The 25003-nt window shown below is 72.2% G+C and carries 23 protein-coding genes; 14 read left to right on the top strand and 9 right to left on the bottom strand.

Annotated elements, in window-relative coordinates; translation table 11 throughout:
- The 3 genes from ACWCQS_RS18915 to ACWCQS_RS18905 all read right to left on the bottom strand — a co-directional run bounded on the left by ACWCQS_RS18915 (position 1) and on the right by ACWCQS_RS18905 (position 3088).
- Entirely contained in the window at positions 1-1587 is a 1587-nt protein-coding gene (locus tag ACWCQS_RS18915) for a transporter (protein ID WP_451005453.1), read from the bottom strand.
- Positions 1584-2360, bottom strand: coding sequence for an ABC transporter ATP-binding protein (locus tag ACWCQS_RS18910; RefSeq protein ID WP_451005452.1), 777 nt, complete (start codon positions 2358-2360; stop codon positions 1584-1586). The genes ACWCQS_RS18915 and ACWCQS_RS18910 overlap by 4 nt, the downstream gene beginning before the upstream one ends.
- Before the next feature lie 62 nt (positions 2361-2422).
- Positions 2423-3088: a bifunctional DNA primase/polymerase gene (locus ACWCQS_RS18905; protein ID WP_451005451.1), complete on the bottom strand. Its 666-nt coding sequence runs from the start codon at positions 3086-3088 to the stop codon at positions 2423-2425.
- Between the two features lie 289 nt (positions 3089-3377).
- Here ACWCQS_RS18905 and ACWCQS_RS18900 point away from each other — a divergent pair, with 289 nt between their 5' ends.
- Together ACWCQS_RS18900 and ACWCQS_RS18895 are read left to right on the top strand one after the other, a co-directional pair.
- The gene (locus tag ACWCQS_RS18900) at positions 3378-4763 is read left to right on the top strand and encodes a transcriptional regulator (protein WP_451005450.1); all 1386 of its coding nucleotides are present in this window, start codon (positions 3378-3380) and stop codon (positions 4761-4763) included.
- 197 nt (positions 4764-4960) lie between these two features.
- On the top strand, positions 4961-6601 hold the full coding sequence (locus ACWCQS_RS18895; RefSeq protein WP_451005449.1) for a hypothetical protein: 1641 nt from the start codon (positions 4961-4963) through the stop codon (positions 6599-6601).
- 29 nt (positions 6602-6630) lie between these two features.
- On the opposite strand, the gene ACWCQS_RS18890 is transcribed toward ACWCQS_RS18895, so the two are convergent.
- Positions 6631-7956 carry an ABC transporter substrate-binding protein gene (locus tag ACWCQS_RS18890; protein ID WP_451005448.1) on the bottom strand — a complete coding sequence of 442 codons (1326 nt, stop codon included), beginning with the start codon at positions 7954-7956 and terminating at the stop codon, positions 6631-6633.
- Between the two features lie 117 nt (positions 7957-8073).
- Between ACWCQS_RS18890 and ACWCQS_RS18885 the strand changes: the two genes are divergently transcribed.
- Positions 8074-8574 (top strand): SCO4402 family protein, encoded by a 501-nt coding sequence (locus ACWCQS_RS18885; protein WP_451005447.1) that lies wholly within the window; start codon positions 8074-8076, stop codon positions 8572-8574.
- Positions 8575-8634: 60 nt separating this feature from the next.
- Complete coding sequence (gene purU, locus ACWCQS_RS18880; protein ID WP_451005446.1) at positions 8635-9516, top strand: formyltetrahydrofolate deformylase; 882 nt, start codon at positions 8635-8637, stop codon at positions 9514-9516.
- Between the two features lie 45 nt (positions 9517-9561).
- Here the strand turns inward: purU and ACWCQS_RS18875 are convergent, their stop codons facing one another.
- The gene (locus tag ACWCQS_RS18875; protein WP_451005445.1) at positions 9562-10974 is read right to left on the bottom strand and encodes an MDMPI N domain containing protein; all 1413 of its coding nucleotides are present in this window, start codon (positions 10972-10974) and stop codon (positions 9562-9564) included.
- Positions 10971-11543, bottom strand: a complete 573-nt coding sequence (locus ACWCQS_RS18870) for a sigma-70 family RNA polymerase sigma factor (RefSeq protein WP_451005444.1) — start codon at positions 11541-11543, stop codon at positions 10971-10973. The genes ACWCQS_RS18875 and ACWCQS_RS18870 overlap by 4 nt, the downstream gene beginning before the upstream one ends.
- 342 nt (positions 11544-11885) lie before the next feature.
- On the opposite strand from ACWCQS_RS18870, the gene ACWCQS_RS18865 reads away from it, so the two are divergent.
- The 3 genes from ACWCQS_RS18865 to ACWCQS_RS18855 all read left to right on the top strand — a co-directional run bounded on the left by ACWCQS_RS18865 (position 11886) and on the right by ACWCQS_RS18855 (position 13476).
- On the top strand, positions 11886-12260 hold the full coding sequence (locus ACWCQS_RS18865) for an STAS domain-containing protein (RefSeq protein ID WP_388630460.1): 375 nt from the start codon (positions 11886-11888) through the stop codon (positions 12258-12260).
- Between the two features lie 186 nt (positions 12261-12446).
- A complete protein-coding gene (locus ACWCQS_RS18860) occupies positions 12447-12959 on the top strand; it encodes an EF-hand domain-containing protein (RefSeq protein WP_451005443.1) in 513 nt (170 codons plus the stop codon).
- A gap of 40 nt (positions 12960-12999) precedes the next feature.
- The gene (locus tag ACWCQS_RS18855) at positions 13000-13476 is read left to right on the top strand and encodes a hypothetical protein (protein ID WP_451005442.1); all 477 of its coding nucleotides are present in this window, start codon (positions 13000-13002) and stop codon (positions 13474-13476) included.
- Between the two features lie 14 nt (positions 13477-13490).
- Here the strand turns inward: ACWCQS_RS18855 and ACWCQS_RS18850 are convergent, their stop codons facing one another.
- Positions 13491-14996 (bottom strand): class I adenylate-forming enzyme family protein, encoded by a 1506-nt coding sequence (locus ACWCQS_RS18850; RefSeq protein ID WP_451005441.1) that lies wholly within the window; start codon positions 14994-14996, stop codon positions 13491-13493.
- Between the two features lie 89 nt (positions 14997-15085).
- On the opposite strand from ACWCQS_RS18850, the gene ACWCQS_RS18845 reads away from it, so the two are divergent.
- The 4 genes from ACWCQS_RS18845 (at position 15086) to ACWCQS_RS18830 (ending at position 19476) form a co-directional block, all read left to right on the top strand.
- Positions 15086-16279 (top strand): amidohydrolase family protein, encoded by a 1194-nt coding sequence (locus ACWCQS_RS18845; protein ID WP_450982996.1) that lies wholly within the window; start codon positions 15086-15088, stop codon positions 16277-16279.
- A complete protein-coding gene (locus tag ACWCQS_RS18840) occupies positions 16279-17412 on the top strand; it encodes an acyl-CoA dehydrogenase family protein (protein WP_451005440.1) in 1134 nt (377 codons plus the stop codon). Before ACWCQS_RS18845 ends, ACWCQS_RS18840 begins: the two co-directional genes overlap by 1 nt.
- Before the next feature lie 2 nt (positions 17413-17414).
- On the top strand, positions 17415-18353 hold the full coding sequence (locus ACWCQS_RS18835; RefSeq protein WP_451005649.1) for an acyl-CoA dehydrogenase family protein: 939 nt from the start codon (positions 17415-17417) through the stop codon (positions 18351-18353).
- Between the two features lie 553 nt (positions 18354-18906).
- Complete coding sequence (locus ACWCQS_RS18830) at positions 18907-19476, top strand: ATP-binding protein (RefSeq protein ID WP_451005648.1); 570 nt, start codon at positions 18907-18909, stop codon at positions 19474-19476.
- Positions 19477-19737: 261 nt separating this feature from the next.
- Here ACWCQS_RS18830 and ACWCQS_RS18825 read toward each other — a convergent pair whose 3' ends face one another.
- Entirely contained in the window at positions 19738-20664 is a 927-nt protein-coding gene (locus tag ACWCQS_RS18825) for a cyclase family protein (protein WP_451005439.1), read from the bottom strand.
- 86 nt (positions 20665-20750) lie between these two features.
- Here ACWCQS_RS18825 and ACWCQS_RS18820 point away from each other — a divergent pair, with 86 nt between their 5' ends.
- The 3 genes from ACWCQS_RS18820 to ACWCQS_RS18810 all read left to right on the top strand — a co-directional run bounded on the left by ACWCQS_RS18820 (position 20751) and on the right by ACWCQS_RS18810 (position 23976).
- Positions 20751-21662: an SDR family NAD(P)-dependent oxidoreductase gene (locus ACWCQS_RS18820; RefSeq protein ID WP_451005438.1), complete on the top strand. Its 912-nt coding sequence runs from the start codon at positions 20751-20753 to the stop codon at positions 21660-21662.
- 113 nt (positions 21663-21775) lie between these two features.
- Positions 21776-22924: an acyl-CoA dehydrogenase family protein gene (locus tag ACWCQS_RS18815; protein ID WP_451005437.1), complete on the top strand. Its 1149-nt coding sequence runs from the start codon at positions 21776-21778 to the stop codon at positions 22922-22924.
- Positions 22924-23976 (top strand): Zn-dependent alcohol dehydrogenase, encoded by a 1053-nt coding sequence (locus ACWCQS_RS18810; protein ID WP_451005436.1) that lies wholly within the window; start codon positions 22924-22926, stop codon positions 23974-23976. Before ACWCQS_RS18815 ends, ACWCQS_RS18810 begins: the two co-directional genes overlap by 1 nt.
- Here ACWCQS_RS18810 and ACWCQS_RS18805 read toward each other — a convergent pair.
- On the bottom strand, positions 23966-24982 hold the full coding sequence (locus ACWCQS_RS18805) for a GlxA family transcriptional regulator (protein ID WP_451005435.1): 1017 nt from the start codon (positions 24980-24982) through the stop codon (positions 23966-23968). The two genes, ACWCQS_RS18810 and ACWCQS_RS18805, sit on opposite strands and share 11 nt — an antisense overlap.
- Positions 24983-25003 lie beyond the last annotated feature (21 nt).

The raw sequence follows: 25003 nt of genomic DNA, 5'->3' as shown, positions 1-25003 counted from the left end.
CTACCCCTTGCTCACAGCCGTCAGGATCTCCGGCAACCGCGCTGCCGTCCGCGGCGCCGCCAGGCGCAGGCCGCCCAGGGTCAGCCCCGCGCCGTACGCCGCCCCCACGGGCAGCAGCAGCCACCGCCAGTCCGCCCCGCCCGCGCTCACGTGCAGCCAGATGGTGAGGGCGATGACCGGGGAGCAGAGCAGGGCCGCCGAGATCATGCCGCCGAAGATGGAGATCCAGGCGAGGCCCGCCTGGCCGGGAACGACGTTCTTGTGGCCTTCCTGGGGGATGGAGTAGGGGAAGCGGGCCGAGGTCCAGGCGCCGGTCGCGAGCATCGCCCCGAGCAGGGCGAAGGACAGCCCGAGCACCTCCGGCAGCCGGGTCCAGGCGCCCAGCAGGGCCGTCGTCACCACCGTCACGAGTGCCGCGTACGGCAGGGTGATCAGCAGCAGCGCCAGGGCGCGGCCGCGCAGCTCGGCGTAGGCGTCCCGGGGTGAGGAGATGGTCATGGCCACCATCCAGAAGGCGGAGGTGTCCTGCCCGAACTGGTTGTACATCTGGATGCCGAGCATCCCGGCGGCGAAGCACGCGAAGTAGACCGATCCGGTGCCCTGTGCCGCGTTGAACACCGGCACGATCAGCCCGATCGCCAGCGAGGTCACCCAGGCGGCCTTGGTCTTCGGGTCCCGCCAGATGTAGCGCAGGCTGCGTTCCATGACCGTACCCGTGCGGTCCTGCGGCAGCAGCCGGCCGAGTCCGGTGGCCGAGCGGCTGCGGACCGCGGCATCGACCGGCTGCAGCGTGGAGGCGTCGGGCGCGGTCATCAGCCGGGTCAGGCTCCGCGCCCAGACCGCGATCAGCCCCGCCAACCCGGCGGCCGTCACGGCGAGTTGGGCGATCGCGATGCCGTACGAGCCCTGGCCCGCCGCGTGCACCGCCGCCACCGCCGACGCCGGCGGCACCCAGGACAGTACGTCCGCGACCGGCTGCAACTGGCCGATCCCCGCCGAACCCAGCTGCCGCGCCCCGAAGTTGACCAGCTGGGCCCCGATGGCGATCACCAGTCCGCTCAGCACGGCCAGATCGCGGCCCTTCCGGCTGGTCAGCAGCCGTACGTTGGCCGTGGCGACGGCCCGCGCCAGCGCCACGCAGACCAGCAGCGCGAGGGCCACGGCGACGGCGGAGACGACGTACGCGGCCGCGCCCTGAGCCAGCGACAGCGCGCAGCCCACCAGCACCAGCAGGGTGAACAGCGGGCCGATGCCGACCAGGGAGGCCGCGAGCAGCGCCCGGACCAGCGGGCGGGGGCGCAGCGGGAGCATGACGAGCCGGGTCGGGTCCAGCGTCTCGTCGCCGGTCGGGAAGAACAGCGGCAGCACCGCCCAGCCCAGCGCCAGCACGGCCGTACCCGGCACGGCGACGGCGTCGGCGTGCGCGTGCCCGTGCAGCGCGAGCAGCCCCAGCAGTTGCAGCAGGGCGAACAGGACCGCGATGACCGCCGAGACGACGAACGCGGCCCGCCGGCCCCCGGACTGCCGCAGCCCGTTCCGCAGCAGTGACAGTTTCAGGCGTACGACGGTGGAGGTGAGGTTCGTCATCGGGCCGCCCCTCCGCCCAGCCAGTCCAGATCGGACCCGGCGTCCCGGCCGCTCGCCCCGACCAGCTCCAGGAACGCCCCCTGGAGCGTGGGATGCGTGCCGCGCACCTCCGCCAGTGGCCCGGTCGCGCGGATCCGGCCGGCCGCCATCACCGCGACCCAGTCGCACAGCGACTCGACCAGCTCCATGACGTGGGAGGAGAAGACGACCGTGGCACCGGAGGCGGTGTACCGCTCCAGGACGCCGCGGATGATCTGCGCGGACACGGGGTCGACGCCCTCGAACGGCTCGTCCAGGAAGAGCACCTCGGGATTGTGCAGGAGCGCGGCCGCGAGCCCGATCTTCTTCCGCATGCCGGTCGAGTAGTCGACGACGAGTTTGTGCTGGGCGCCGGCCAGGTCGAGGACGTCCAGCAGTTGGGTGGCCCGTTTGTCGACCTCGGCCCCCGGCAGTCCGCGCAGCCGCCCCGAGTAGCCGAGCAGCTCCCGCCCCGAGAGCCGCTCGAACAGCCGCAGCCCTTCGGGAAGGACGCCGATGCTCGCTTTGACGGCCACGGGATCCCGCCACACGTCATGACCGACGACCTCGACGGACCCGCCGTCCGGCCGCAGCAGCCCGGTCACCATGGACAGGGTGGTGGTCTTCCCGGCCCCGTTGGGCCCGACCAGCCCGATGAACTTCCCGGCGGGCAGATCCAGATCGATCCCCCCGACGGCGACCTGCTGCCCGAACTGCTTCCAGAGCCCTCGCACCCGCACTGCCACATCGGTCATGGATGAAGGCTACGGCGCGGACGCCGGCCTGAGGGGGCGGGGAGGCCACGCGGACGAGACGGCTACCGATCCCGCCCGCACGCGTAGGCGAGCGGCGAGATCAGCTCCTCCGCATCCGGCAGCCACCGATTCGCCGGCGTGGGCCGACGAGCCCACTGCACGGCCCCCCGGGACCCGAACCGCGTGGGAGGAGCGGCCACATACGCCCCCTCGCCCAGCGCCACCAGGTCCAGCGACGAAAGCGTCCAGCCCAGCTTCCGCACCAGTTCCGGCACCTTCACCGACCCGCCCGGCAGCACGAAGAAGTGCATTCGCCGGTCAGGAGCCAGAGTGACCGGCCCGAGCGTCAACTCCATCCGCTCCATGCGGGCGAGCGCCAGAAACCCCGCACTCTCCGGGACGGACAACGCGTCGAACGTCCGCCCCGTCGGCAGCAGAATCGAAGCCGTCGGCTGCTTCTGCCACGTCCGGCGGGCGACGGTCGCGCTGCCGGTCGCCTGCGTCGCCCAGTCGGGGCGCGCGGGGTGCGCACCCGGCGCAGGGCAGGAGGCGTCGCCGCACGAGCAGCGCTGGATTCCGTCGACCGCTTCCAGCCAGGTGCCCGGGAACACGTCCCAGTGGCGTTCCTCGGCGTAGCGTACGGCGGTCTCCAGCAGCGATTCTCCGCGCTGCTGCGGAATCTGACCGGCAATCTGAATGTTTTCGGCGCCCGCGATCGTCTCTTCCACGCCCCTCTCAACTCCCGCACCCACCTGGAGTTACGGCCGTAGCGCGCGCGGGGGTGGAGCATCGATTCGGCAGCCGGGGCGCATGGGTGCACGGGCGGGGGCGCGCAGGAGGAAGCGGGGCGTGACCTGGGTAGCCAGGGGTGGGGTGGCAAGCACCTTTACCCCGGCAAACCGCACATGTCGCGCATTGACGGTATGTCAACTGGGCAGTGATCTTCCCGTACGGATCGTCACCGATCACTCGGCCGGAACTTCACGCTCCGGGGGCTGGCAACGCAGGGGGTAGTCCATGGCCGCAAGGCCTCTCGTGGCGAGGCAGCCGAACGAACGGCTGCAGGCACTCATCCAGGAAGCGGGGTGCTCGAACGCCGGGCTGGCCCGGCGGGTCAACATGTGCGGCGCCGAGCACGGCCTCGACCTGCGCTACGACAAGACGTCCGTGGCCCGCTGGCTGCGCGGGCAGCAGCCCCGGGGCCGCGCCCCGGCGATCATCGCGGAGGCGCTCGGCCGCAAGCTCGGCCGTACGGTCACGATCGACGAGATCGGCATGGCCAACGGCAAGAACCTCGCCTCGGGGGTCGGTCTCCAGTTCTCGCCGACGGTACTGGGGGCCATCGAGCAGGTCTGCGAGCTGTGGCGCAGCGACGTGGGGCGCCGGGACTTCCTGTCCGGCTCCTCCGTCGCCGCCTCCGCGCTGGTCGAGCCCAGCCGGGACTGGCTGATCTCGGCGCCGGACGCCCAGGTGGCCCGGCAGGCGGGCCCGCGGGTGGGGCAGGCCGACGTGGCGGCCGTGCGGTCCATGACGCAGGCGCTGACCGACCTGGACCACCAGTTCGGCAGCGGGCATGTGCGCCCGGTCGTCGTGCACTACCTCAACAGCGTCGTCTCCGGGCTGCTCGCCGGCTCGTACCGGGAGACGGTCGGGCGGGAGCTGTTCGCGGCGGTCGCCCGGTTGACCGAGCTCGCCGGGTACATGGCCGTCGACACCGGGCAACCGGGGCTGGCCCAGCGGTACTACATCCAGTCGCTGCGGCTCGCGCAGGCCGCCGGGGACCGCGGGTACGGCGGTTACGTCCTCGCCGCGTCCATGAGCCACCTCGCCGCCCAGCTCGGAAACCCGCGGGAGATCGCCCAGTTGGCGCGGGCGGCGCAGGAGGGGGCGCGCGGCCATGTGACCCCGCGCGTGGAGGCGATGTTCCACGCGGCCGAGGCGCGCGGGCACGCCCTGCTCGGCGACACGCGCGCGGCGCAGGCGTCCATCGGGCGCGCGGTGACCGCGATGGAGCGGGCGGACGGTTCTTCCGACGCCGACCCGGTGTGGATCCGCCACTTCGACGAGGCGTATCTGGCCGACGAACTGGCGCACTGCCACCGCGATCTCGGTCAGAGCGAGCAGGCGGCCCGGTACGCCGAGCAGTCACTGGCCGGGCACCCGGAGTCCCGGGCCCGGCGGCGCGCCATCGGCTATGTGCTGCTCGCCACGGCCCAGGTGCAGCAGCGGGAGGTCGAACAGGCCTGCAGCACCGGCCTGAAGGCGGTGGAACTGCTGGAGACGCTCCGCTCCAACCGGGGCGCCGAGTACCTGGAAGATCTCCAGCAGCGCCTGGAACCCTTCCGGGAGGAGGCGGTGGTACGGGAGTTCGGGGCGCGCCTCGAACTCCAGCAGGCCGCGTGAACACCGGCCCCGCGGCTGCGTGAACGCACGGCCAACGGCACCCGGACGGGCGAGGTGCCGCGAACGGCGCACCGCGGGGCGGTCCTGTTACCGCCGTCACAGGTAAGAAGATCGCGCCCTGAGCTGCATGGCACCCGGCTCGGGGGACCCGGTAGCGTGAGCCCGATTCACAAGGTCCCCCATTAGTAGGAGTCCCGGTGACGCAGAGTGGACGGGGCGAGGAGCCCTCGGCGCGGCCCGCGCACGAAGGCATCGTGCTGCCCTCCGACGGAGGCGAGCCCTTGCTGCCGGGCATGGCGGGCGCGCCCGCCCCCGCCCCCGCCGCCCCGACGGGCGGGCAGGCCTGGGGTGGCTCCTGGGGGCCCGAGCAGCAGCCGCCCCAGCCGGGCCAGGGCTGGCCCCCCGCGCCGGCCCAGCAGTGGCACACCCCGGACGCCCCCGGGCAGCCGCCCGCCGCGGACCCCGGCCCGCTGCCCCCGGAGGGCGCCCCGGCGCCGTCGTACGGCCCGTCGTCGTACGACCACCCCGGCGCGCAGGGCGGTGGCTACGGCGCCGGTCAGCAGCCCGGGTACGGCGCGGCACCCGATCCGTACCAGCAGCAGCCGCAGCACCAGATGCACCAGCAGTCCCTGCCGCAGCCCTACCAGCAGCCGTCGGCCGGTGCCCCGCCGCTGCCGGACGCCTACCCGGCCGCCGGTGCCCCGCTGCCCGCCGCGGACGAGGGCGCGACGCAGTACATACCGCCGGTGCAGGCGGCGGCCGCCGAGGGCGCCACGCAGTATCTGCCCCCGGTGCCGGCCGCACCCGCCGACGAGGGCGCGACCCAGTACATACCGCCGGTCGCGGCCGGCGCGCTGCCGCCCGAGGCGGGCGGCGAGGAGACGCGCTACCTCGGCCGCGTCCAGCAGCAGGCGCCTGCGCCTGCGTCGCCCGACGCGGAGGCCACCCAGTACATCCCGCCGTACGCCGCGCAGACGCAGGCGCAGAACCAGTCACAGGGCGTGGACCGGCAGCCGTCGGACGGTTTCGACCACCTCTTCCGCGGCGGCCCGGCGGGCGATGACGGCCCGGCCGGGGCCACCCAGCAGATGCCGCGCGTCCAGCAGCCGGGCGGCTACCCCGGCGGCCCGGCGCCGTACGGCGCTCAGCAGCCCTCGTACGGCGCGCAGCAGCCGTCGTACGCCCCCGCGCACGACGACGACCGGCCGCGCGGCCGGTCGCGGGTGCCGCTGATCGCCGCGATCGGCGTCGGCATCGTCGTCATCGGTGTGGGCGCCGGCGCTCTGCTGAGCGGCGGGGGCGGCACGGACCAGGGCGCCGACGGCAAGACGGTCGCGGCCACCTCCGCGGCCCCCGGCCAGGGTTCCTCGGGGGCCGCCGATCCGGCCCGGCAGCAGGCGGTCGCGCTGGACAAGCTGCTCGCCGACAGCGGCAGCAGCCGCGCCACGGTGATCAAGTCGGTGGCCGACGTCAAGAACTGCGACAACCTCGACACGGCCGGTTCCGATCTGCGCGACGCCGCCAAGCAGCGGGGCGACCTGGTCACCCGGCTCGGCCAGCTGTCCGTGGACAAGCTGCCGAACAACGGCGAGCTCACCGCCGCGCTGACCCAGGCCTGGCAGGCGTCCGCCGCGGCCGACAACCACTACGCGGCCTGGGCCGACCAGGCCAAGGACCGCAAGGTCTGCCGCAAGGGCCACGCCCGTGTCACGGGCGAGACCCAGGCCGGCAACCGGGCGAGCGGCACCGCCAGCGCGCAGAAGGTGAAGGCGGCGGCGCTGTGGAACGCGATCGCGCAGAAGTACGGCCTGACCCAGCGCCGGCCCACCCAGCTGTGAGGCAGGCCTGAGGGGCGCGCCGGCGGGCGTCACTGCACGTCGGCGGCCTCCAGCGTCCGCGTCATGTCGGTGGTGCCGTCGAATCCGCCGACGCCCTTGCGGGCGGCCACCAGCTTGCCGTCCTGGACCACCTGCAGGGTGACGTCGGCGTTGACCATCCGCGGGAAGCCGACCGCGGCGAGCTCGCTGGAGTAGGTCCAGTGCAGGGTCGGGGTGAGACCGCCGGTGGGGACCTGCAGGCCGTCGTCGAGGGTGCGCCGGACGGAGTCGGCGGTGACCTCGCCGTCGCCGATCTTGTCGAGCACGGCCTTCAGCACGGTGTAGGCGATCCAGGTGGTCTGCACTCCGGCGTCCGCGGGGTCGATGCGGGTGTCGCCGAAGGCCTCCTCGTTGATCACCTTCTTCATCGGGTCCCAGCGCGAGTCCGAGGCCGGCGGGTACCAGCCGGTGATGTACGCCCCCTCGTACGGCCCGGACGCGCCGCCGGTGGCGTTGATCACGGTCTGGTCGACGCTGCCGAGCACGGTCGCGAGCCGTACCGGGGGGAAGCCCCCGCGGTCCCGCCGGAAGGAGTCCATGAAGGTGTCGGTGCGGTCCCCGAGCGCCGGGACCACGCAGCCCTTCCTCACGGGGTCGCTGCTGGCGTACTGCAGCGCCCGGTCGGCCTGGTCGCCGTACTCGGTGGCGTCCTCCGCGGCGAGCTGGTCGCCCGCCTTCGCGTGCCCGCCCGCCTTCAGCCCGGAGTCGAGCAGCACCGGCAGCTCGTCCCCGGCGATGCTGTCGGGGCGGACCAGGGAGACATTGCCGCAGGAGGCCCCGAGGGCCCTGCCGAGACCGGCGAGCAGGGCGGGCTGTCCGCCGTTGACCGGGTAGGACATCTGGCCGGTGAACTCGTCGTTGGTGACGCCGTAGCCGCCTATGTAGGGGATGCCGGCGCCTTCCAGCGGGGCGGAGTAGGAGTCCGTGAACTGGCTGTAGGAGCCGACGACCGCGACCACGTTCTCGTCGGCCGCGTACCGGGCGCACTTGGCGGCGCCCACGCTGTCGTTGTGGTCGTTGCAGGTCAGGACCTTCAGCTTGCGGCCGTTGATGCCGCCGTTGGCGTTGATCCACTTGGCGTAGGCGAGGGCCATCGCGGGCATGCCGGGCTTGTTGGTGCCACTGGTGTCCTGCGGCGCCCAGGTCATCACCTTGATCGGGTCATCCCCGGAGCCCCCCGTGGCACCGGGGATGACCCCGCATCCGGCGGTGAGCGACGCGCAGAGGGCCACGGCGCCCGCGGTCAGGGCGGAGGCTCTGCCGGGGCGGAGGGTCGAATGGAGGAATGTACTAATAGCGCGTCGCCTGCCGGTCATGTGCACGCACGATTCCCTCACACGACTAACCGTCGAGTGACCCCGAGTCAACGAAGAGTGACATCGAGGTGAATTAGAGGGGCCGGTGAGGCTGGTGTGACGAGGAACGTACGATCGATGACCGTGCAAGGTTCGGAGAACTCTTCCCGTCGTGGCCGTCGCTCCTCCACCATGGGCGGCATGCCCCTAAGCGACATGCCGTGGTGGCGCTGGCGCAGCAATGTGCGCTCGGCGCTGCACATGCTCTCCGACCCGGTGTTCCAGCGGGACGTCTGGCTGGCCGGCGTGGACGGGTACGGCGACGTCACGGACGCCGTCTACCGGCTGGTGGAGGACACCTGGCTGGACAACTGGTCCGCGGAGAAATACGTCGGCACGATATTCCGGGACTCGCAGGAAGCGGCGCTCGTGGACACCGCCGTGCTGCGGGTGCTGCGGATCATGCACCAGGTCGGCCCGGACGCGCCGGTCGCCGCGTATCTCGACCACGAGGGGTGGCCGGAGGCGGTGCGGGCGGCGCGGGACGCGCACGTACGCCTCGCGGTGAGCGACGGCGACGATCCCGACACGCCCCCGCGGACCCTGGAAGTGCTGCGCATCATGACGAGGACCGCGTAGCCCGTCCGCCCTGCGGGACGATCACCCACGGCGGGCGGTCGTCGTGAGAACCTGTAGTGCATGAACGAGCAGCCCGCGCCCTCCGCCGCACCGGCCGACCAGTACGTCCTCACGCTCTCCTGCCCGGACAAGCAGGGGATCGTGCACGCCGTGTCGAGCTACCTCTTCATGACCGGCTGCAACATCGAGGACAGCCAGCAGTTCGGCGACCACGACACGGGTCTGTTCTTCATGCGTGTCCACTTCTCGGCCGAGGCGCCGGTGACGGTGGACAAGCTGCGGGCGAGCTTCGCGGCGATCGGTGACTCCTTCCACATGGACTGGCAGATCAACCGGGCCGACGAGAAGATGCGGATCCTGCTCATGGTCAGCAAGTTCGGGCACTGCCTGAACGACCTGCTGTTCCGGGCCCGGATCGGTGCGCTGCCGGTGGAGATCGTGGGCGTGGTTTCGAACCACACCGAGTTCGAGGAGCTGGTGGGCTCCTACAACATTCCCTTCCACCACATCCAGGTCACCAAGGACACGAAGTCGCAGGCCGAGGCGAAGCTGCTGGACATCGTGCGCGAGCAGGACGTCGAGCTGGTCGTCCTCGCCCGCTATATGCAGGTCCTCTCGGACGACCTGTGCAAGCAGCTCAGCGGCCGGATCATCAACATCCACCACTCCTTCCTGCCGAGCTTCAAGGGCGCGAAGCCGTATCACCAGGCGCACGCCAGGGGGGTCAAGCTCATCGGGGCGACCGCGCACTATGTGACCGCCGACCTTGACGAGGGGCCGATCATCGAGCAGGAGGTCGAGCGGGTGGGGCATGACGTGACCCCGGATCAGCTGGTCGCGATCGGCCGGGACGTGGAGTGCCAGGCGCTGGCGCGGGCGGTGAAGTGGCATGCGGAGCGGAGGATTCTGCTCAACGGGCGCCGTACGGTGGTGTTCGCCTAGCAGTCCGGGGGGGGGTTCGGCCGCCCGCGAGACCGCGACCCGCCCCTACAGCCGGCTCAGCCCCGCCGTCGCGAACAGCACATCCCTGATTGCCTCCCGGTCGCCGACCTGCCCCACCGCGGCCTCCTCCGGCGACACCCGGCCGGCGGCCAGGCGGCAGAACTCCACGCCGTCCAGCGCCACATGGGCCACCTCCAGGTCCGCGGAGGCCAGCGCCGCCGGTGAGTCCAGCGGGATCAGCCACTCGCCGCCCGCCGCGCCCTCGATCTCCAGCCGCAGGCTGCGGCCGGGCTCACCGGCGAGGCCGAGGTGGCGGCCGCGGGCCGGGGACGCCAGCCCGGTCTGCCGGCGCCGGGCCAGCGCGGCGGGCAGCATCCGGACCGCGAGGTCGATCACCTTGTTCAGGTGGCGCGGCGCGGGCGGCTGGTACGGGTAGTCCACCGCCTCCGCGATGTCCTCGGCGTGCACCCAGCACTCGAAGGCCCGGTCCAGCATCGCGTCGTGCAGCGGCAGCTCGAAGTCGCCGTACGACACCGCCAGTCCGCCCGCGTTCCCACCGGTGAAGGACACCGTCCGCACCAGGCCGTGGCTCTGCTCCCGCCAGGGCCCCCGCACCGAGCGGGTCGGCGGGAAGTGGGAGGTCCGCCAGAACGCCTCGGTGCGCTCGGCCGGGCCCACCGCGTCCTGCGCGGCCGCGCCGACGACGTCGGCCAGCGGGTCCGCCAGGCCGAGCGCGAGCGCGACGAGCCCGTCCACGGACAGCAGGTGCGCGATCACCCCCGCCACGGTCGTACGGCGGCTCTTCGCCGAGTCGGCCTCGAACCACCGCAGCCGCACCGGCGCATGCCACTCCGCGTCCCCGAAGTCCTGCAGCAGGGCGTCCAGGCGCGCGGTCTCGGCGTCGTAGGGCGCGGCCCACCCGGGGACCGGGATGCGTGGCGGCCGGCGTTCCAGGCAGCTCTGCAGGACGCGGGTGCGCAGTCCGGGGTCCAGGTCGAGGCTCTCCGGCTGGTGCAGCAGGCCGACCGCCTCGCGCAGCCGGCGGGCCTCGTCGGCGCAGCCTCCGCAGAAGCCCAGGTGGTCCTCGACGGCGGCCGTCTCCGCCGCCGAGCAGGCGGCCAGCGCCCAGGCGCCGAGAAGCGACTTCAGGACGTCGTGCGGCAGGTCGAGCGGCACGGGCGCGAGGTCTCCCGGATCGATGAGGTCGGGCAGCGGGCGCTCGCCGTCCTCGACGGAGGCGCGGGGCGTCGGTATGCGGGTCGGCCGGTCCGCCTCGGGCGCACCGGTGTCACGGGGGTCCTGCCCCGAGCCGCCGCCCGCGCCCTGACAGGTGTGGCCGTTCTCACCCCGGCCGCCGTCCCGCTCGTACGACTGCCCCTCGCGCTGTCCTTCGCGCCGCTCCTCGTCTCCCGGGCCCTCGTGCTCGTCGTGTGCCCCGAACCCTTCCGCTCCGTTCACACCGCACCCCCGTGTTCCGGTGGTGTCCCGGCGTCATGGGCGGTGGACAGCAGCTGCAGGCCGAGGCGGAGCCGGCGGCGGGCCTCGTCCTCGGTGACGCCGAGGTCGACGGCGGTCTGGCGGTAGTCGCGGCGCTGGAAGTAGGCCAGGTCGAGGGCGGCGCGCAGCGGGGCGGGCATGGAGTGGACGATGTAGTCGGCGCGGGCGGCGACCGAGGCACGGCGCACCCTGCGCTCCAGTTCCGCCAGGGAGCCGCCGCCGTCCCGCGGCAGTGCGGCGGCCTCGCTGTCGCGCAGCCGCTGCACGGCGAGCCGGTGGGTGACTCCGGCGACCCAGGTGCGCAACGGGCCCTTCTTGGGGTCGTAGGTCTCGGGGTGCTGCCAGAGGTGGGCGAAGACCTCGCGGGTGAGGGTGTCGGCGGCCTTCTCGTCGCCGAGGACGCGGTGGGCGAGGCCGTGCACCAGCGAGGCGAAGCGGTCGTACAGCTCGCCCAGGGCGGCCGCCTCACCGCGGGCGAGCCGCTGCTGCATCTTGCGGTCCCAGCGGGGCGGTACGTCCTTCATGGCCATGCGGTCCCCTCCCCTCGCCCGTGTCCGGCCCGTCCAGCCTGTCTGCACCGTCGTCTCGAATGTAGTCGGCACGCCTGACGGCGCACGCCCCTTTGTGTCAATGCGCGCCCCTGGAAGGGCTGCAGGTGATAGTGCCCTCTTCACACAAACTTCACACAAGTCGCGCGCATCTCTGATCGAACAGGATCGATAGTGACTGAAACAAGCCCCTTGTCGATCACGTCTGGTTTGTGGCCCGACGTTTCAGGGAACGGCCGCTGGGCAGCCGCGCGGAAGCAAGCGTAGGAACTGCTTCCGTTTCCGGGCGGTTCCGGGAGTTCCGGCGAGCGGAGGGGCAGGGGCGTGGCATTCAAGGTGACCAGCGTCGAACAGGGTGAGTGGGCCGTGCTCCGGGTGTCCGGGGAACTGGACCTGATCACCTCACCGGTTCTGCGCCAACGTGTGCACGACGTCGTCGCAGAGGGTCACCACAGTCTTGTCGTGGACCTCTCGGACGTCTTCTTCTGCGACTCCAGCGGGGTCGGTGTCCTCGTCGCCGCCCGCAGGCTGATCCGCTCCTGCCAGGGCAGGCTCCGGCTCATCCTGCCCGACCGGGGCGCCGACGACGGCTCGCACGTCAACCGGGTCCTCGGCGCGCTCGGCGTGCGCCGGCTCTTCGACGTCCGGCCCGACATCGAGTCCGCGACGACGGACGAGGCGGGCCCGCTCTCGGCCTGACGCGCCGCCCGCGCGGCCCGGCTCCGTCGCGACACGGCCACACTGTTGTCGCAGAATTCCCCCGGTCTTGGCACAGGCGGTGGATTTCCGCCATCCGGCGGCCACCCACGTCATACGCTCGCTGCCAGGTCACCCACGCACCCGTGGGACGACCGGACGACGCACACGTAAGGCGGACGGAAAGACATGGTCAGCACCGAGTACGAGCGCAGGATCGCAGCCCGGTTCGCCACCTTCGACCAGGACGGCAACGGCTGGATCGACCGCGAGGACTTCAGCGCGGCGGCCAAGGCGCTCCTCGCCGAGTTCGACGTGACCGCACGCTCCGACAAGGGCCAGGCGCTGTACGCCGGCGCGGAGGCGTTCTGGCAGGGCATGGCCGGGATCGCCGACCGGGACGGCGACCAGCGCATCACCCGTGAGGAGTTCGTCACCGGCGCGGTCAAGCGCCTGCGCGACAACCCCGAACGCTTCGCCGAGATCGCCCGCCCCTTCCTGCACGCGGCGCTCGCGGTGGCCGACACGGACGCCGACGGCCGCCTCACGGTCGCCGACACCGCCCGCGTCCTGCGCGTCCTCCATGTCCCGGCCGACCTCGCCGACACCGTCGCCCGCGCCCTCGACACCGACTCCGACGGCACCATCACCGAACCGGACGTCGTCCCGGCGTTCGCCCAGTACTTCACGGTCGCGGAGTAACGCGCGTACCGGGCGGTGCCCGGCCATTACCGTCACAGTCATGATCAGTCAGATAGTGACGCTGGTCGGCGTCCTCGTGGGAGCCCTGACCTCGTATCTGTCCGTCACCCTGGCGGAACGCGCCAAGCACCGGCGCACCATGGCAACGCGCTGGGACCAGCGAAAGCTTGACACGTACATCGAGTACGCCGTGTGTGTGAAGGAGGTGGCCGACGTCGCGAAACGCTCCTGGCTGGCGGAGGAGGGCTCAGAACTCCACAGGGAGTTCATGGCCACGATGGAAGAAGGCGAGCGCAGACGCTCGGCCCTCTTCGAATCGCTGGTGCTGCTGGCGGATCCGAAAGCTGTCGAGGCGGCCCATGACGTCAACGTGGCCCTGTGGGAGATCCTGGCAAAGGCGCGCGCGCATGAACCGTCGGCGACAGTGCGCCGGCTCTCCGACCTCCTGAACAGGTACCACGAGCGGGCCCGAGAGGACCTGGGCATCGGCAAGGACGCCTGGCAGACGGTCGGCTGAGGCTGCTCGGGGTGTCACGGCCGACCGGCGAACCGCTCCCGGAGCCTGTACTTCAGCACCTTCCGCAGCGTGTCGTTCCGGGGCAGCGCCTCCACCACCTCCAGCCGCTCCGGCAGCTTGTGCACGGACAGGCCCGAGGCGCGCAGGTACGAGACGAGTTCCGGCAAGGTCAACTCGGCGGCGCCCGGAGGCTGTTCGACGACCGCGCAGACCAGTTCCCCCCGTTCCGCGTCCGGCAGGCCGATCACCGCCGCGTCCGCGACCGACGGGTGCGCGGCGAGGAGGTCCTCGATCTCCTTGGCCGAGATGTTCTCGCCCTTGCGGATGATCACGTCCTTCAGCCGGCCGGTGAGGACGAGATGGCCGGAGCCGGTGACATGGCCCAGGTCTCCGGTGCGCAGGAAGCCGTCGGGGTCGAAGGCGGCGGCGGTCTGGACGGGGTCCAGATAGCCCTGGCAGACGGCCTCGCCGCGCAGCCGTATCTCGCCGTCGACGATGCGGATCTCCATGCCGGCCGGCGGGCGGCCCTCGGTCGTCGCCAGGTTCTCCGGGGTGTCCCGGGGGTCGCCCATGGTGATCATCGGGACCTCGGTCATGCCGTAGCCATGGGCGAGCTGGACGCCCAGTTCGCGGACCACGCAGTGGTGGACCTCGGGGGGTTTCGGCGCGCCGCCGCCCGCCAGCAGGCGCAGGGTCGGGATCAGCCTGTCACCCGGCTGTTTGCGCTGTTCGGCCAGGAACATCGAGTAGAAGGCCGTGGAGCCGCCGGCCACCGTCACCCCGTGCCGCCGGTACTCCGCCAGCGCGTCCGGCAGCGCGAAGTGCTCGAACAGCACGGCCGGGAAGCCGTAGAGGAGCAGCATCACCAGGTAGTCGGGGCCGCCTATGTGGGCGTACGGGAAGGCGATCGAGCCGACGTCGTCCGGGGTCAGGCGCAGGGCGTGGGCGAGGCAGGAGCCGCCGGCGAGCAGGGAGCGGTCGGTGTGCAGCACGCCCTTGGGGTCGGAGGTGGTGCCGGAGGTCCAGTAGATCCAGCGGACCGAGGTGCCCTCGGCGGGCGGGGCGGGGAGCGCGGACGGATCGCCGTCGGGGAGGGTGTCGTACGCCTCGAAGATGCCCTTCGCACCGAGGCGGCGGGCCATCTCCAGGTGGTCGTGACCCCGCCACACCCCCGGGACCGCGAAGAACTCCGCCTTCGACTCGCGCAGGGCGAAGCCGACCTCCCGGTCCCGGTAGAAGGGGATCACCGGGGACTGTACGGCGCCCAGGCGGGCCAGCGCGAAGGACAGCACGACGGTCTCGATGCGGGTGGGCAGCTGCCAGGCCACCACCGTGCCGGGCCGTACGCCCATGCCGTACAGGCCCGCCGCCACCCGCTCGGCACGCGCTCGCAGTGCGCCGAAGGTGAGCGTGCGGTCCTGCTGAAGGAGGACCGGGCGGTCGGGGGTGAGGGCCGCGCGGCGGACGACCAGGTCCCACAGCGTGCGGGCGGAACTCAGGGAGTGCGGGGTGTCGTTCACGTGTGCCCCCTCCTTGGCTGACGGCTCGTCAGGTAGCATGTTATCTGACGGACCATCAGATAAGTACCGTCCGGCGGAGGAGGGGACCCATGACCGAACTGCCCCGCATCATCAGCGTCGACGACCATGTGATCGAGCCCGCCCATCTCTTCGAGACCTGGCTGCCGGCCAGGTACCGGGACCGTGGGCCCAAGCCGCTGACCGCCGGGATCGGGGAACTGGCCTACGTCGGCGGCAAGTACCAGATCACCATGGACCCGGCCGGCCAGCCGACCGACTGGTGGATCTACGAGGACCTGAAGTTCCCGTACAAGCGCAACATCGCCGCCGTCGGCTTCGACCGGGACGAGATGACCCTGGAGGGGATCACCCGGGAGCAGATGCGGCGCGGGTGCTGGGACCCCAAGGCACGCCTTGCGGACATGGACCTCAACCATGTCGAGGCCAGCCTCTGCTTCCCGACCTTCCCCCGCTTCTGCGGGCAGACCTTCGCCGAGGCGCACGACAAGGAGGTCGCCCTCGCCTGCGTGCGCGCCTACAACGACTGGATGGTGGAGGAGTGGTGCGGCGACAGCGGGGGCCGCCTCATCCCGCTGTGCCTGATCCCGCTGTGGGACGTCGAACTGGCCGTCGCCGAGATCCGGCGCAACGCCGGGCGCGGGGTGCGGGCGGTGACCTTCTCCGAGATCCCCACCCACCTCGGGCTGCCGTCCATCCACTCCGGCTACTGGGACCCGTTCTTCGCCGTCTGCCAGGAGACGGGGACGGTCGTCAACATGCACATCGGCAGCAGCTCCCAGATGCCCGCCGCATCGCCCGACGCCCCGCCCGCCGTCCAGGCCTCGCTCAGCTTCAACAACGCGATGGCCTCGATGATGGACTACCTCTTCAGCGGGGTCCTGGTGAGGTTTCCCCGGCTCAGACTCGCCTACTCCGAAGGGCAGATGGGCTGGATCCCGTACGCCCTGGAGCGCGCCGACGACGTCTGGGAGGAGCACCGCGCCTGGGGCGGGGTCCGCGACCTGATCCCCGAGCCGCCGTCGACGTACTACTACCGGCAGATCTTCTGCTGCTTCTTCCGCGACAGGCACGGCGTCGCCTCGCTGGACGTGGTGGGGCGGGACAACGCCACCTTCGAGACCGACTACCCCCACGTCGACTCGACCTTCCCGCACACCAAGGAGGTCGCCCTCGACCATGTGAAGGGCCTCGACGAGGAGACGGTCCACAAGCTGATGCGGGGCAACGCCATCCGCATGCTCGGCCTGGACCTGGACCGCTAGTGGATCTGTCGTACACGCCCGAGGAGGAGGAGTTCCGGGCCCGGCTGAGGGAGTGGCTCGCCAAGGTGCTCCCCACCCTCCCGGCCAAGCCGCCCGTCGACGACTGGCCCGCGCGCAGGGCGTACGACCTGGGCTGGCAGCGGATGCTGTACGACGCCGGGTACGCCGACGTCCACTGGGACGCCTCGCCGACGACCCGGCTGATCTTCCTGGAGGAGACGGAGAAGGCGGGCGCGCCCTATGTGGGGGCGGGTTTCGTCGGGCTGCTGCACGCCGGCCCGACGATCGCCGCCGAGGGCACGCCCGAGCAGCGGGCGCGCTGGCTGCCGCCGATCCTGCGCGGCGAGGAGGTGTGGTGCCAGGGCTTCAGCGAACCGGACGCGGGATCGGACCTGGCGTCGCTGCGCACGCGCGCGTGGCGTGACGGCGACGACTACGTGGTCACCGGGTCCAAGATCTGGACCTCCCACGCCGAGGTCGCCGACTGGTGCGAACTGCTGGTCCGCACCGACCCGGCCGCCCCCAGGCACCGGGGCATCACCTGGCTCGCGATGCCCATGGACGCCGACGGCATCACCGTACGGCCACTGCGCACGCTCGCCGGGTCGGCCGAGTTCGCCGAGGTGTTCCTGGACGAGGTGCGGGTGCCGGTGGCGAACCGGGTCGGCGCGGAGAACGACGGCTGGCGCGTGACCATGGTGACCCTGTCCTTCGAGCGCGGCACGGCGTTCGTCGGCGAGGTGGTGGCCTGCCGCCGTGTCCTGGCCGAACTCGCGGGTGAGGCACGGGAGAACGGCCGCTGGGACGATCCCGTGCTGCGGCGCCGGCTCGGCCGCCTGGAGGCGGAGTTCCGGGCGCTGTGGCGGCTGACCCAGTGGAACGTGAGCGAGGCGGAGGCGAACGGCGGAGTGCCGGGGGTCGGGGGTTCGGTTTTCAAACTCCGCTACTCCCACGCGCGTCAGGAGCTGTACGACACCGCCGCCGAGGTCCTGGGCCCCGACGGCCTCGACCTGAACCGGCCCTGGGTCCTGGACCGACTGTCCTCCCTCTCGTACACCATCGCCGCCGGCACCTCACAGATCCAGCGCAACATCGTGGCCGAGCGGATCCTGGGGCTGCCGAAAGGACGATGAGCGTGCGTTTCCAACTCACCGATGAGCAGCGAGCGTTGAAGGCGGGCGTACGGCAGCTGCTGGACCGGCGGTTCGGGCGGGAGGCGCTGCGGGCGGCCGTCGACGCGCCGGGGCGGCTAGACCGGGAGCTGTGGCGGGCGCTCGGGGACGCGGGGTTCTTCGCCCTGCGGCTGCCCGAGGCGGACGGCGGGGTCGGGCTGGGGCTGCCGGAGACCGTGCTGGCCTTCGAGGAGGCGGGCCGGGCGCTGCTCCCCGGACCGCTCGTGGCGACCCACCTCGCGGCCGGGCGCGTACCGGGCGCGGCCACCGGGGAGACGGTGGTGACGGCGGTGGACGGGGAGCTGGTGGAGTGGCTGGTGGCGGCGGATGTGGTGCGTGGGGAGGTGGCGGGGGCCGTATCGCTGCGTTCCGTCGACCCGCTGACCCCGCTGCACCGTACGCGGACGACCCCACCCCCGGACAGCACCGGCGCCGCGGAAGCCGACGGCACCGGCACCCCCGAACCCGACGGCACCGGCACGCGCACCCCCGACCCCGTCGCCATCCTCCTCACCGCCGCCGAGCAGCTCGGTACCGCCGTGCGGGTGCAGGAGCTGGCCGTGCAACACGCCCGTGCGCGTGAGCAGTTCGGGCGGCCGATCGGGGCCTTCCAGGCCGTGCAGCATCTGTGCGCGGACCTGCTGGTGCGGGCCGAGACCGCGCGCGCCGCCGTGTACGCGGCCGCCGTCACCGGTGACCCGGCCGACATCGCCGCCGCCCGGCTGCTCGCCGACGAGGCCGCCGTACGCGGGGCCCGGGACTGCCTTCAGGTGCACGGCGGCATGGGGTTCACCTGGGAGGCGGATGTGCATCTGCATCTGAAGCGGGCCTGGGTGCGGTCCCGGCGGGGCGGCGGGAGCACGGAGAGTGAGGAACTGCTCGCGGCGCGGCTGGTGGCCTGAAGCGGCGACCGCGCCCTGGACGGCACCGGCGGGAAACCCTTGGCCCAGGATGTCGCGGATTGTGGCACGCCGGTATCACGGAGCGTCGAGACCGGGTTGTGTCCTTCGGTGGGCTCGTCACGGCCCGGAGTCGGCGGTCCCCTCCGGTACCTTTTGTGGGATGCGAGTGGCTGCGAGCACGAGCCGGGCCGGCGGTGCCCCTGGGGCGGCACCGGGTCGCGCGGTGCGCGCCGCTGCTCGCGGGGCGGTGAAGGCGTCGGCCGACGTCTGTTCGACTCCCCCGCACGAGCGTCGCACAGTATGCCGCACGCGTACTCCTTCGCGCTGGAATATGCCCGAAGCGCTTGTTGGGGTGACTGTACGTCAACCATGCTGTCTCCAAAGGGAATCACGTTCCGTGACCCTTGCTCTGGCCGTTGTTCTGGCCATGCAGAAAATGGCTACGATCGTGGCCCTCGTGATCGTCGTCGCGGCTGCAGCGGCCGTGGCGGCCGGGTGGCGTGGGGTCATGTGTCCGCCGGTTCGGATGGTGTGAGCGGTGCAGGTGCTTCAAGTGCAGCTGGAGATCCGGCCCGATCCCACGGAGGTGGGTCGGGCGAGGAGGTGGGCCCGCTCGCGGCTCGCCGGACTCGGGATAGCGGCCGACGAGCCGCTGGCCGAGACCCTGATCCTGCTCGTCTCCGAGCTGGTGACCAACGCCGTGGTGCACACCGGTCACGCGGCCGTGCTCCGGCTCTCCCTGCCGGGCGCGGCGGCCGAGCTGCCGGGTACGGCGGCCGAGTCGGCCGAGCGACCGGATACGGCGGCCCAGTCGGCCGGAAGCGCCGAGCCTGCCGGGGCCGCCGGGGCGCCGACCACACCCCTGGTCGCCACCGTGCGCGTCGAGGTGGCCGACAGCAGCTCCCGCGCCCCCGTGCCGCGTTGCGCCGGCGGTGACGCCACCGGCGGCCGCGGCTTGGCCCTGGTGGACTGCCTGGCCGATCGCTGGGGCTGGAGCCCGGAAGGCGCCGGCAAGAGCATCTGGTGCGAGCTGGACCGCTGTTCACAGCCCGGTGAGAGCGCAGCGATGGCGTACGGGGGCGGACTGTCCGCGTACGAGGGTCTCGCCTTCGAGGCGGTGTAGCACCCGGCGCGGCGGTGCGCCGGGGGTGCATCCGTGCGCGGGGTGCCGCGAACGGGGCGTACGTAACAAATCCCCGTATCGGCGTTGACGACCCGTGACTGCCTGATCACGCTTGTGGGCGACGATTCGCCGCGAGGGGACGGCGAGGGCCTGGGTGACGCGGCCCTCGCCGAGTGTGGGTCGCACCCGGTGGGCGGCGCGTGCGCGCGACGGTGGGGGGAGGCGCGCCGCCGGCCGGTCAACGCCGTCGCCCGGGGACTCTCAAAGGACGGCCACGGGCGCCACCGGCGTTCCCGTCGCGCCGGTGAACGGCTCGGGCATCGCCGACAGCAGGAACGCGTAACGCCCCTCTTCTCCACAGGCTGTGGACAACTTTTCGAGATTCCAGTTCTGCCCCTGGAGCATCCCCATCTCCACCAGGTCCAGGGCGTGCACGGGCAGCCACAGATTCTCCGACTCGGGCGGAAATATCTCAAAAGTGAGCGTGTCGTTCGCGACCGCCGCCACATCGCGCGCGTGGAACCACTCCGGGGTGCGCAGGGACAGTCCCGGCGACGGATAGCCGTACCCGTGCCTGTCCCCGGCCAGGTACACCTGCGCCTGCCCGGTGCGGACCAGCACGATGTCGCCGGCCCGGACCCGGACCCCGCCGAACTCCTCGGCCCGCGCCAGATCCTCCGGCGTCACCGCGTGGCCCCCCGGCAGCCGGTCCACGCCACGCGCGCGTGCCACGTCCAGCAGCACCCCGCGCGAGACGATGTGCCGCGCCTTGTCGATGCCGCTGAACTCCGCACCGCCGTGCGCGGTGACCGTGTGCGCCGGGCGGCCGTTGTAGATCCGGCCCGAGTGCGAGACATGCGGGAGGGCGTCCCAGTGGGTGCCGGCCTGCAGGCCCATGGTCACCGCGTCGTCGCTGCACGCCACCGTGCCCGGCCCGAAGAGTTCCTGGTTGATCTGGACCATGACGTGCAGCGGGTTGACCCGCCCGGGAATCACGCCGGTCTGCACACCGTCCTGCTGGAGCGGAAGCGCTAGGGGGACACGGCGCCCGGTGCGGACGCAGGCGGCGGCCTCGCGGACGACCTCGTCGGTGATCAGGTTCAGCGTGCCGATCTCGTCGTCCGCCCCCCAGCGCCCCCAGTTGTTCACGCGCCCCGCGATCTCGTGGAACTCCTCAGGCAGTGCCATCCGGTGCCTCCCCGGGGCTTGTGTCCGCGCATCCGACGCGCCATAGAATCTAACGGACCGTCAGAAACCGCGGGAAGGGGCCGGGCGTGGGGAACTTCTTGGCAGGAAAGGCCGTCGCCGTGACGGGCGCCGGGCGGGGCATCGGCCGGGCGGTCGCGCGGGCGGCCGCCGCGGAGGGGGCGAAGGTCGTCGTCAACGACTACGGCGTCTCCGTCGACGGCGCCTCGCCCACCAGCGAGGTCGCCGAGGCCGTCGTCAAGGAGATCGAGGCGGCGGGCGGGGAGGCGGTCGCGGTCGCCGACGACATCTCCACGATGGCGGGCGGGCAGCGGGTCGTCGACGTGGCGCTGGCCTCGTACGGCCGTCTCGACGGGGTCGTGTGCGTGGCCGGGATCCTGCGTGAACGCATGCTGTTCAACATGACCGAGGAGGAGTGGGACCCCGTGCTCGCGACCCATCTCAAGGGCACGTTCACCGTCTTCCGGGCGGCGTCCGCGGTGATGCGCAGACAGCGCTCCGGCACGCTGATCGGGTTCACCAGCGGCAACCATCAGGGGTCGGTGTCCCAGGCCAACTACAGCGCGGCGAAGGGCGGGATCATCTCGCTCGTCCGCAGCGCGGCGCTCGGTCTGCACAAGTACGGGGTCACCGCCAACGCGGTGGCGCCGGTGGCGCGTACGCGGATGTCGGCGAACGTCCCCATGGAGCTGACGGAGATCGGCGAGCCGGAGGACGTGGCCGCGCTGGTGGTGTACCTGCTGTCCGACGGGGCCGCTGCGCTGGGCATCACCGGGCAGGTGTACACCGTCGCGGGACCGAAGTTGGCGGTGTGGGCCCAGCCGCGCGAACTGCGTTCCGCGTTTGCCTCCGGCGGTTGGACCCCGGAGAAGATAGCGGAGCTTTTGCCGGGTTCGGTGGGGGTGGATCCGATGCCGATGCTGTCCCAGCTTTTGGCGATGGAAGAGGCGGCGCGGGGTTCTTCGCGACCGAACGCCTAATGGCTCGGGGGCGTTGTGATTCGGCGGCTGCGGGTGCGTTGTGGCTTGGCGCGCAGTTCCCCGCGCCCCTTACGGGGCGCCCCCGTCGCCCCCAATTCGAAGGTGGTCCACATATGGATTTCGGGTTCGGTCAAGAGGACGAGGACTTTCGTGCCGAGGCCCGCGCATGGCTGACGGCGAACGCCGACCCAGCCACCGACCGCCGTACCTGGGAACGCACCCTCGGCAAAGCCGGCTGGATAGGGCTCGGCTGGCCCGAGCCGGGATACGGCAACCGCACCGCCACCCTCACCCAGCAGGTCGTCTGGGCCGAGGAGTACGCGCGGTCGGTCGCGCCGCCGCGCTCCGGGCACATCGGGGAGAACCTGCTGGCCCCCACCCTCATCGCGCACGGCACCGACGAGCAGAAGGCCCGCTTCCTGCCGCCCGTCGCAGCCGGTGAGGAGCTGTGGTGCCAGGGGTACAGCGAGCCCGGGGCCGGGTCGGACCTGGCCGGGGTGCGGACGGTGGCGGTCCGGGAAGGGGACCGCTACCGGATCAGCGGGCAGAAGATCTGGACCTCTCTCGCGCACGAGGCCGACTGGTGTTTCGTGCTGGCCCGTACCGATCCGGAGTCCAGGCGGCACCACGGGCTGAGCTTTCTGCTCGTTCCCATGGACCAGCCCGGTCGCATCGAGGTGCGCCCCATCCGGCAGATGACCGGCACCAGCGACTTCAACGAGGTCTTCTTCGACGGGGCGCACGCGCGCGTGGAGCACGTCGTGGGAGGGGAGGGGCGGGGGTGGTCGGTGGCCATGAGCCTGCTCGGGTTCGAGCGCGGGGTGTCCACCCTCGCCCAACAGATCGGGTTCGCCGAGGAGTTGGCCCAGGTCGTACGGGTGGCCGTGGAGACGGGGGCGGCGGCGGATCCGGTCCTGCGGTCGCGGCTCGTGCGGCAGTGGGCCGAGCTGCGGACCATGCGCCGGCACGCCCTGTGCACCCTCGGCGGTTCGGCCGACCCCGGCGCGCCCAGCGTGGCCAAGCTGCTCTGGGCCGGCTGGCACCAGCGGCTCGGCGAGCTGGCGATGCAGGTCAGGGGCGCGGCGGCCACCGTCGGCCCCATGGACTGGTCGCCCTCGGCGCCGTACGAACTCGGCGCGGATCAGCACCTGTTCCTCTTCTCCCGGGCCGACACCATCTACGGCGGCTCGGACCAGGTCCAGCGCACGATCATCGCCGAGCGTGTGCTCGGCCTGCCCAGAGAGCCCAAGGGGGCCGTGTGATGCGTGGAGTGGTGTTCGACGGCAAGCAGGTGCAGGTGGTCGACGATCTCGCGGTGCGGGCGCCGGGGCCCGGCGAGGTGCTGGTGGCGATCGCGGCGGCCGGGCTGTGCCACAGCGATCTGTCCGTGGTGGACGGCACCATTCCGTTCCCGGTGCCGGTGGTGCTGGGGCACGAGGGGGCGGGGGTGGTGGAGGCGGTCGGCGCGGGCGTCACCCATGTCGCGCCTGGCGACCATGTGGCACTGTCCACGCTCGCCAACTGCGGCACGTGCGGGGAGTGCGACCGGGGCCGGCCGACGATGTGCCGACAGGCCATCGGGCGCCCGGGGAAGCCGTTCACGCGGGGCGCGGCCGGCCTGGTTCACCAGTTCGCCGCCAACTCCGCCTTCGCCGAGCGCACGGTCGTCAAGGCCGTGCAGGCGGTGCGGATCCCCAAGGACATCCCCCTGGAGTCGGCCGCGCTGATCGGGTGCGGGGTGCTCACGGGCGTAGGTGCCGTGCTGAACCGGGCGCGGGTGGACCGGGGGGACAGCGTCGTCGTCATCGGGACCGGTGGGATCGGGCTGAACGTGCTGCAGGGGGCGCGGCTCGCGGGGGCGCTGAGGATCGTCGCCGTGGACGCCAACCCGGACAAGGAGGAGAAGGCCCGGCAGTTCGGCGCGACCGACTTCCTGACCTCGACGGACGGGGTGAAGGACATCCTGCCCACCGGTGCCGACCACGCCTTCGAGTGCGTGGGCCGGGTGGAGCTGATCCGGCAGGCGATCGACCTCCTCGACCGGCACGGCCAGGCCGTCCTGCTGGGCGTGCCGCCGGCCGCCGCCGAGGCGTCCTTCCTCGTCTCCTCCCTCTACCTGGACAAGTCCGTCCTGGGCTGCCGCTACGGCTCCTCGCGCCCCCAGCGGGACATCGCCCTGTACGCCGAGCTGTACCGCCAAGGCCGCCTGCTGCTCAACGAGTTGGTGACGGCCGTGTACCCGGTGGAGGACTTCGCCAAGGCCCGCGCGGACGCCGAGGCGGGGCGGGTGGCCCGGGCGGTGCTCACGTTCTGACGCCGGTCCGGAAGGTCCGCCGGTACGCCGTCGGGGTCACCCCGAGCGCCTGCTGGAGGTGCTGGCGCATCGACTGGGCCGTGCCGAAGCCCGCCTCGCGGGCCACCTGGTCGATGGACAGGTCGGTGGTCTCCAGCAGTTGGCGGGCGCGCTCCACGCGCTGCTGGGTGAGCCACTGCCCGGGGCTGATCCCGACCTCCTCGCGGAAGCGGCGGGTGAAGGTGCGGACCGACATGGCCTCCTGCTCGGCCATGTCCCGCAGCTGGATCGGCTCGTGCAGGCGGCCGAGCGCCCAGGCGCGGGCGGCGGTCGTGGTCGACAGCTGCAGGTCGGGGAGCGGGCGTTCGATGTACTGGGCCTGGCCGCCGTCGCGGTGCGGGGGTACGACCGTGCGCCGGGCCACCTCGTTGGCGATCGCCGTACCGAAGTCGCGGCGCACCATGTGCAGGCACAGGTCGATCCCGGCGGCCACCCCGGCCGAGGTGAGCACGTCGCCGTCGTCGATGAACAGCACGTCCGCGTCCACCTTGACCCGCGGGAACATGCGCTGGAAACGCTCGGCGTCGGCCCAGTGCGTGGTCGCCGGGCGGCCGTCGAGGTACCCGGCGGCGGCGAGGACGTAGACGCCGGTGCAGATGGAGGCCAGCCGGGTGCCGGGGCGGATGCCGGCGAGGGCGGCGGCCAGCTCGTCGGTCAGCCGGCCCTCCTCGAAGACCGGACCGAGCTCGTACGACGCCGGGACGATCACCGTGTCGGCGCCGGCCAGCGCCTCCGGGCCGTTCGGGACGTGCACGGCGAAGTCGGCGTCGGTCTCGACCGGGCCGGGGGGCCGTACCGAGCAGGTCACCACCTCGTACAGGTGCCGGCCGTGCTCGTCCCTGGGGCGGCCGAAGATGCGGTGCGGAATGCCCAGCTCGAAGGGGAGCAGGCCGTCGAGGGCGAGGACGGCGATCCGGTGCGGACGGAAGCCCGAGGCTTCCTCGGGTTCCTCACTGACAGCAGCCATGGCCCGATCCTAACGAATACT

This window comes from Streptomyces sp. NPDC002076, assembly GCF_053593835.1.
The sequence above is the reverse complement of the archived record's forward strand: the minus strand, read 5'-3'. Positions and strand labels throughout refer to the sequence as shown.

Bases quoted from the DNA above. Each gene is read 5' to 3' on its own strand.
- ACWCQS_RS18815 (WP_451005437.1), top strand. From the start codon at position 21,776: ATGGATTTCGGGTTCGGTCAAGAGGACGAGGACTTTCGTGCCGAGGCC.
- ACWCQS_RS18915 (WP_451005453.1), bottom strand. From the start codon at position 1,587: ATGACGAACCTCACCTCCACCGTCGTACGCCTGAAACTGTCACTGCTG.
- ACWCQS_RS18855 (WP_451005442.1), top strand. From the start codon at position 13,000: ATGATCAGTCAGATAGTGACGCTGGTCGGCGTCCTCGTGGGAGCCCTG.
- ACWCQS_RS18900 (WP_451005450.1), top strand. From the start codon at position 3,378: ATGGCCGCAAGGCCTCTCGTGGCGAGGCAGCCGAACGAACGGCTGCAG.
- purU (WP_451005446.1), top strand. From the start codon at position 8,635: ATGAACGAGCAGCCCGCGCCCTCCGCCGCACCGGCCGACCAGTACGTC.
- ACWCQS_RS18885 (WP_451005447.1), top strand. From the start codon at position 8,074: ATGACCGTGCAAGGTTCGGAGAACTCTTCCCGTCGTGGCCGTCGCTCC.
- ACWCQS_RS18805 (WP_451005435.1), bottom strand. From the start codon at position 24,982: ATGGCTGCTGTCAGTGAGGAACCCGAGGAAGCCTCGGGCTTCCGTCCG.
- ACWCQS_RS18910 (WP_451005452.1), bottom strand. From the start codon at position 2,360: ATGACCGATGTGGCAGTGCGGGTGCGAGGGCTCTGGAAGCAGTTCGGG.
- ACWCQS_RS18810 (WP_451005436.1), top strand. From the start codon at position 22,924: ATGCGTGGAGTGGTGTTCGACGGCAAGCAGGTGCAGGTGGTCGACGAT.
- ACWCQS_RS18890 (WP_451005448.1), bottom strand. From the start codon at position 7,956: ATGACCGGCAGGCGACGCGCTATTAGTACATTCCTCCATTCGACCCTC.
- ACWCQS_RS18860 (WP_451005443.1), top strand. From the start codon at position 12,447: ATGGTCAGCACCGAGTACGAGCGCAGGATCGCAGCCCGGTTCGCCACC.
- ACWCQS_RS18845 (WP_450982996.1), top strand. From the start codon at position 15,086: ATGACCGAACTGCCCCGCATCATCAGCGTCGACGACCATGTGATCGAG.
- ACWCQS_RS18870 (WP_451005444.1), bottom strand. From the start codon at position 11,543: ATGGCCATGAAGGACGTACCGCCCCGCTGGGACCGCAAGATGCAGCAG.
- ACWCQS_RS18825 (WP_451005439.1), bottom strand. From the start codon at position 20,664: ATGGCACTGCCTGAGGAGTTCCACGAGATCGCGGGGCGCGTGAACAAC.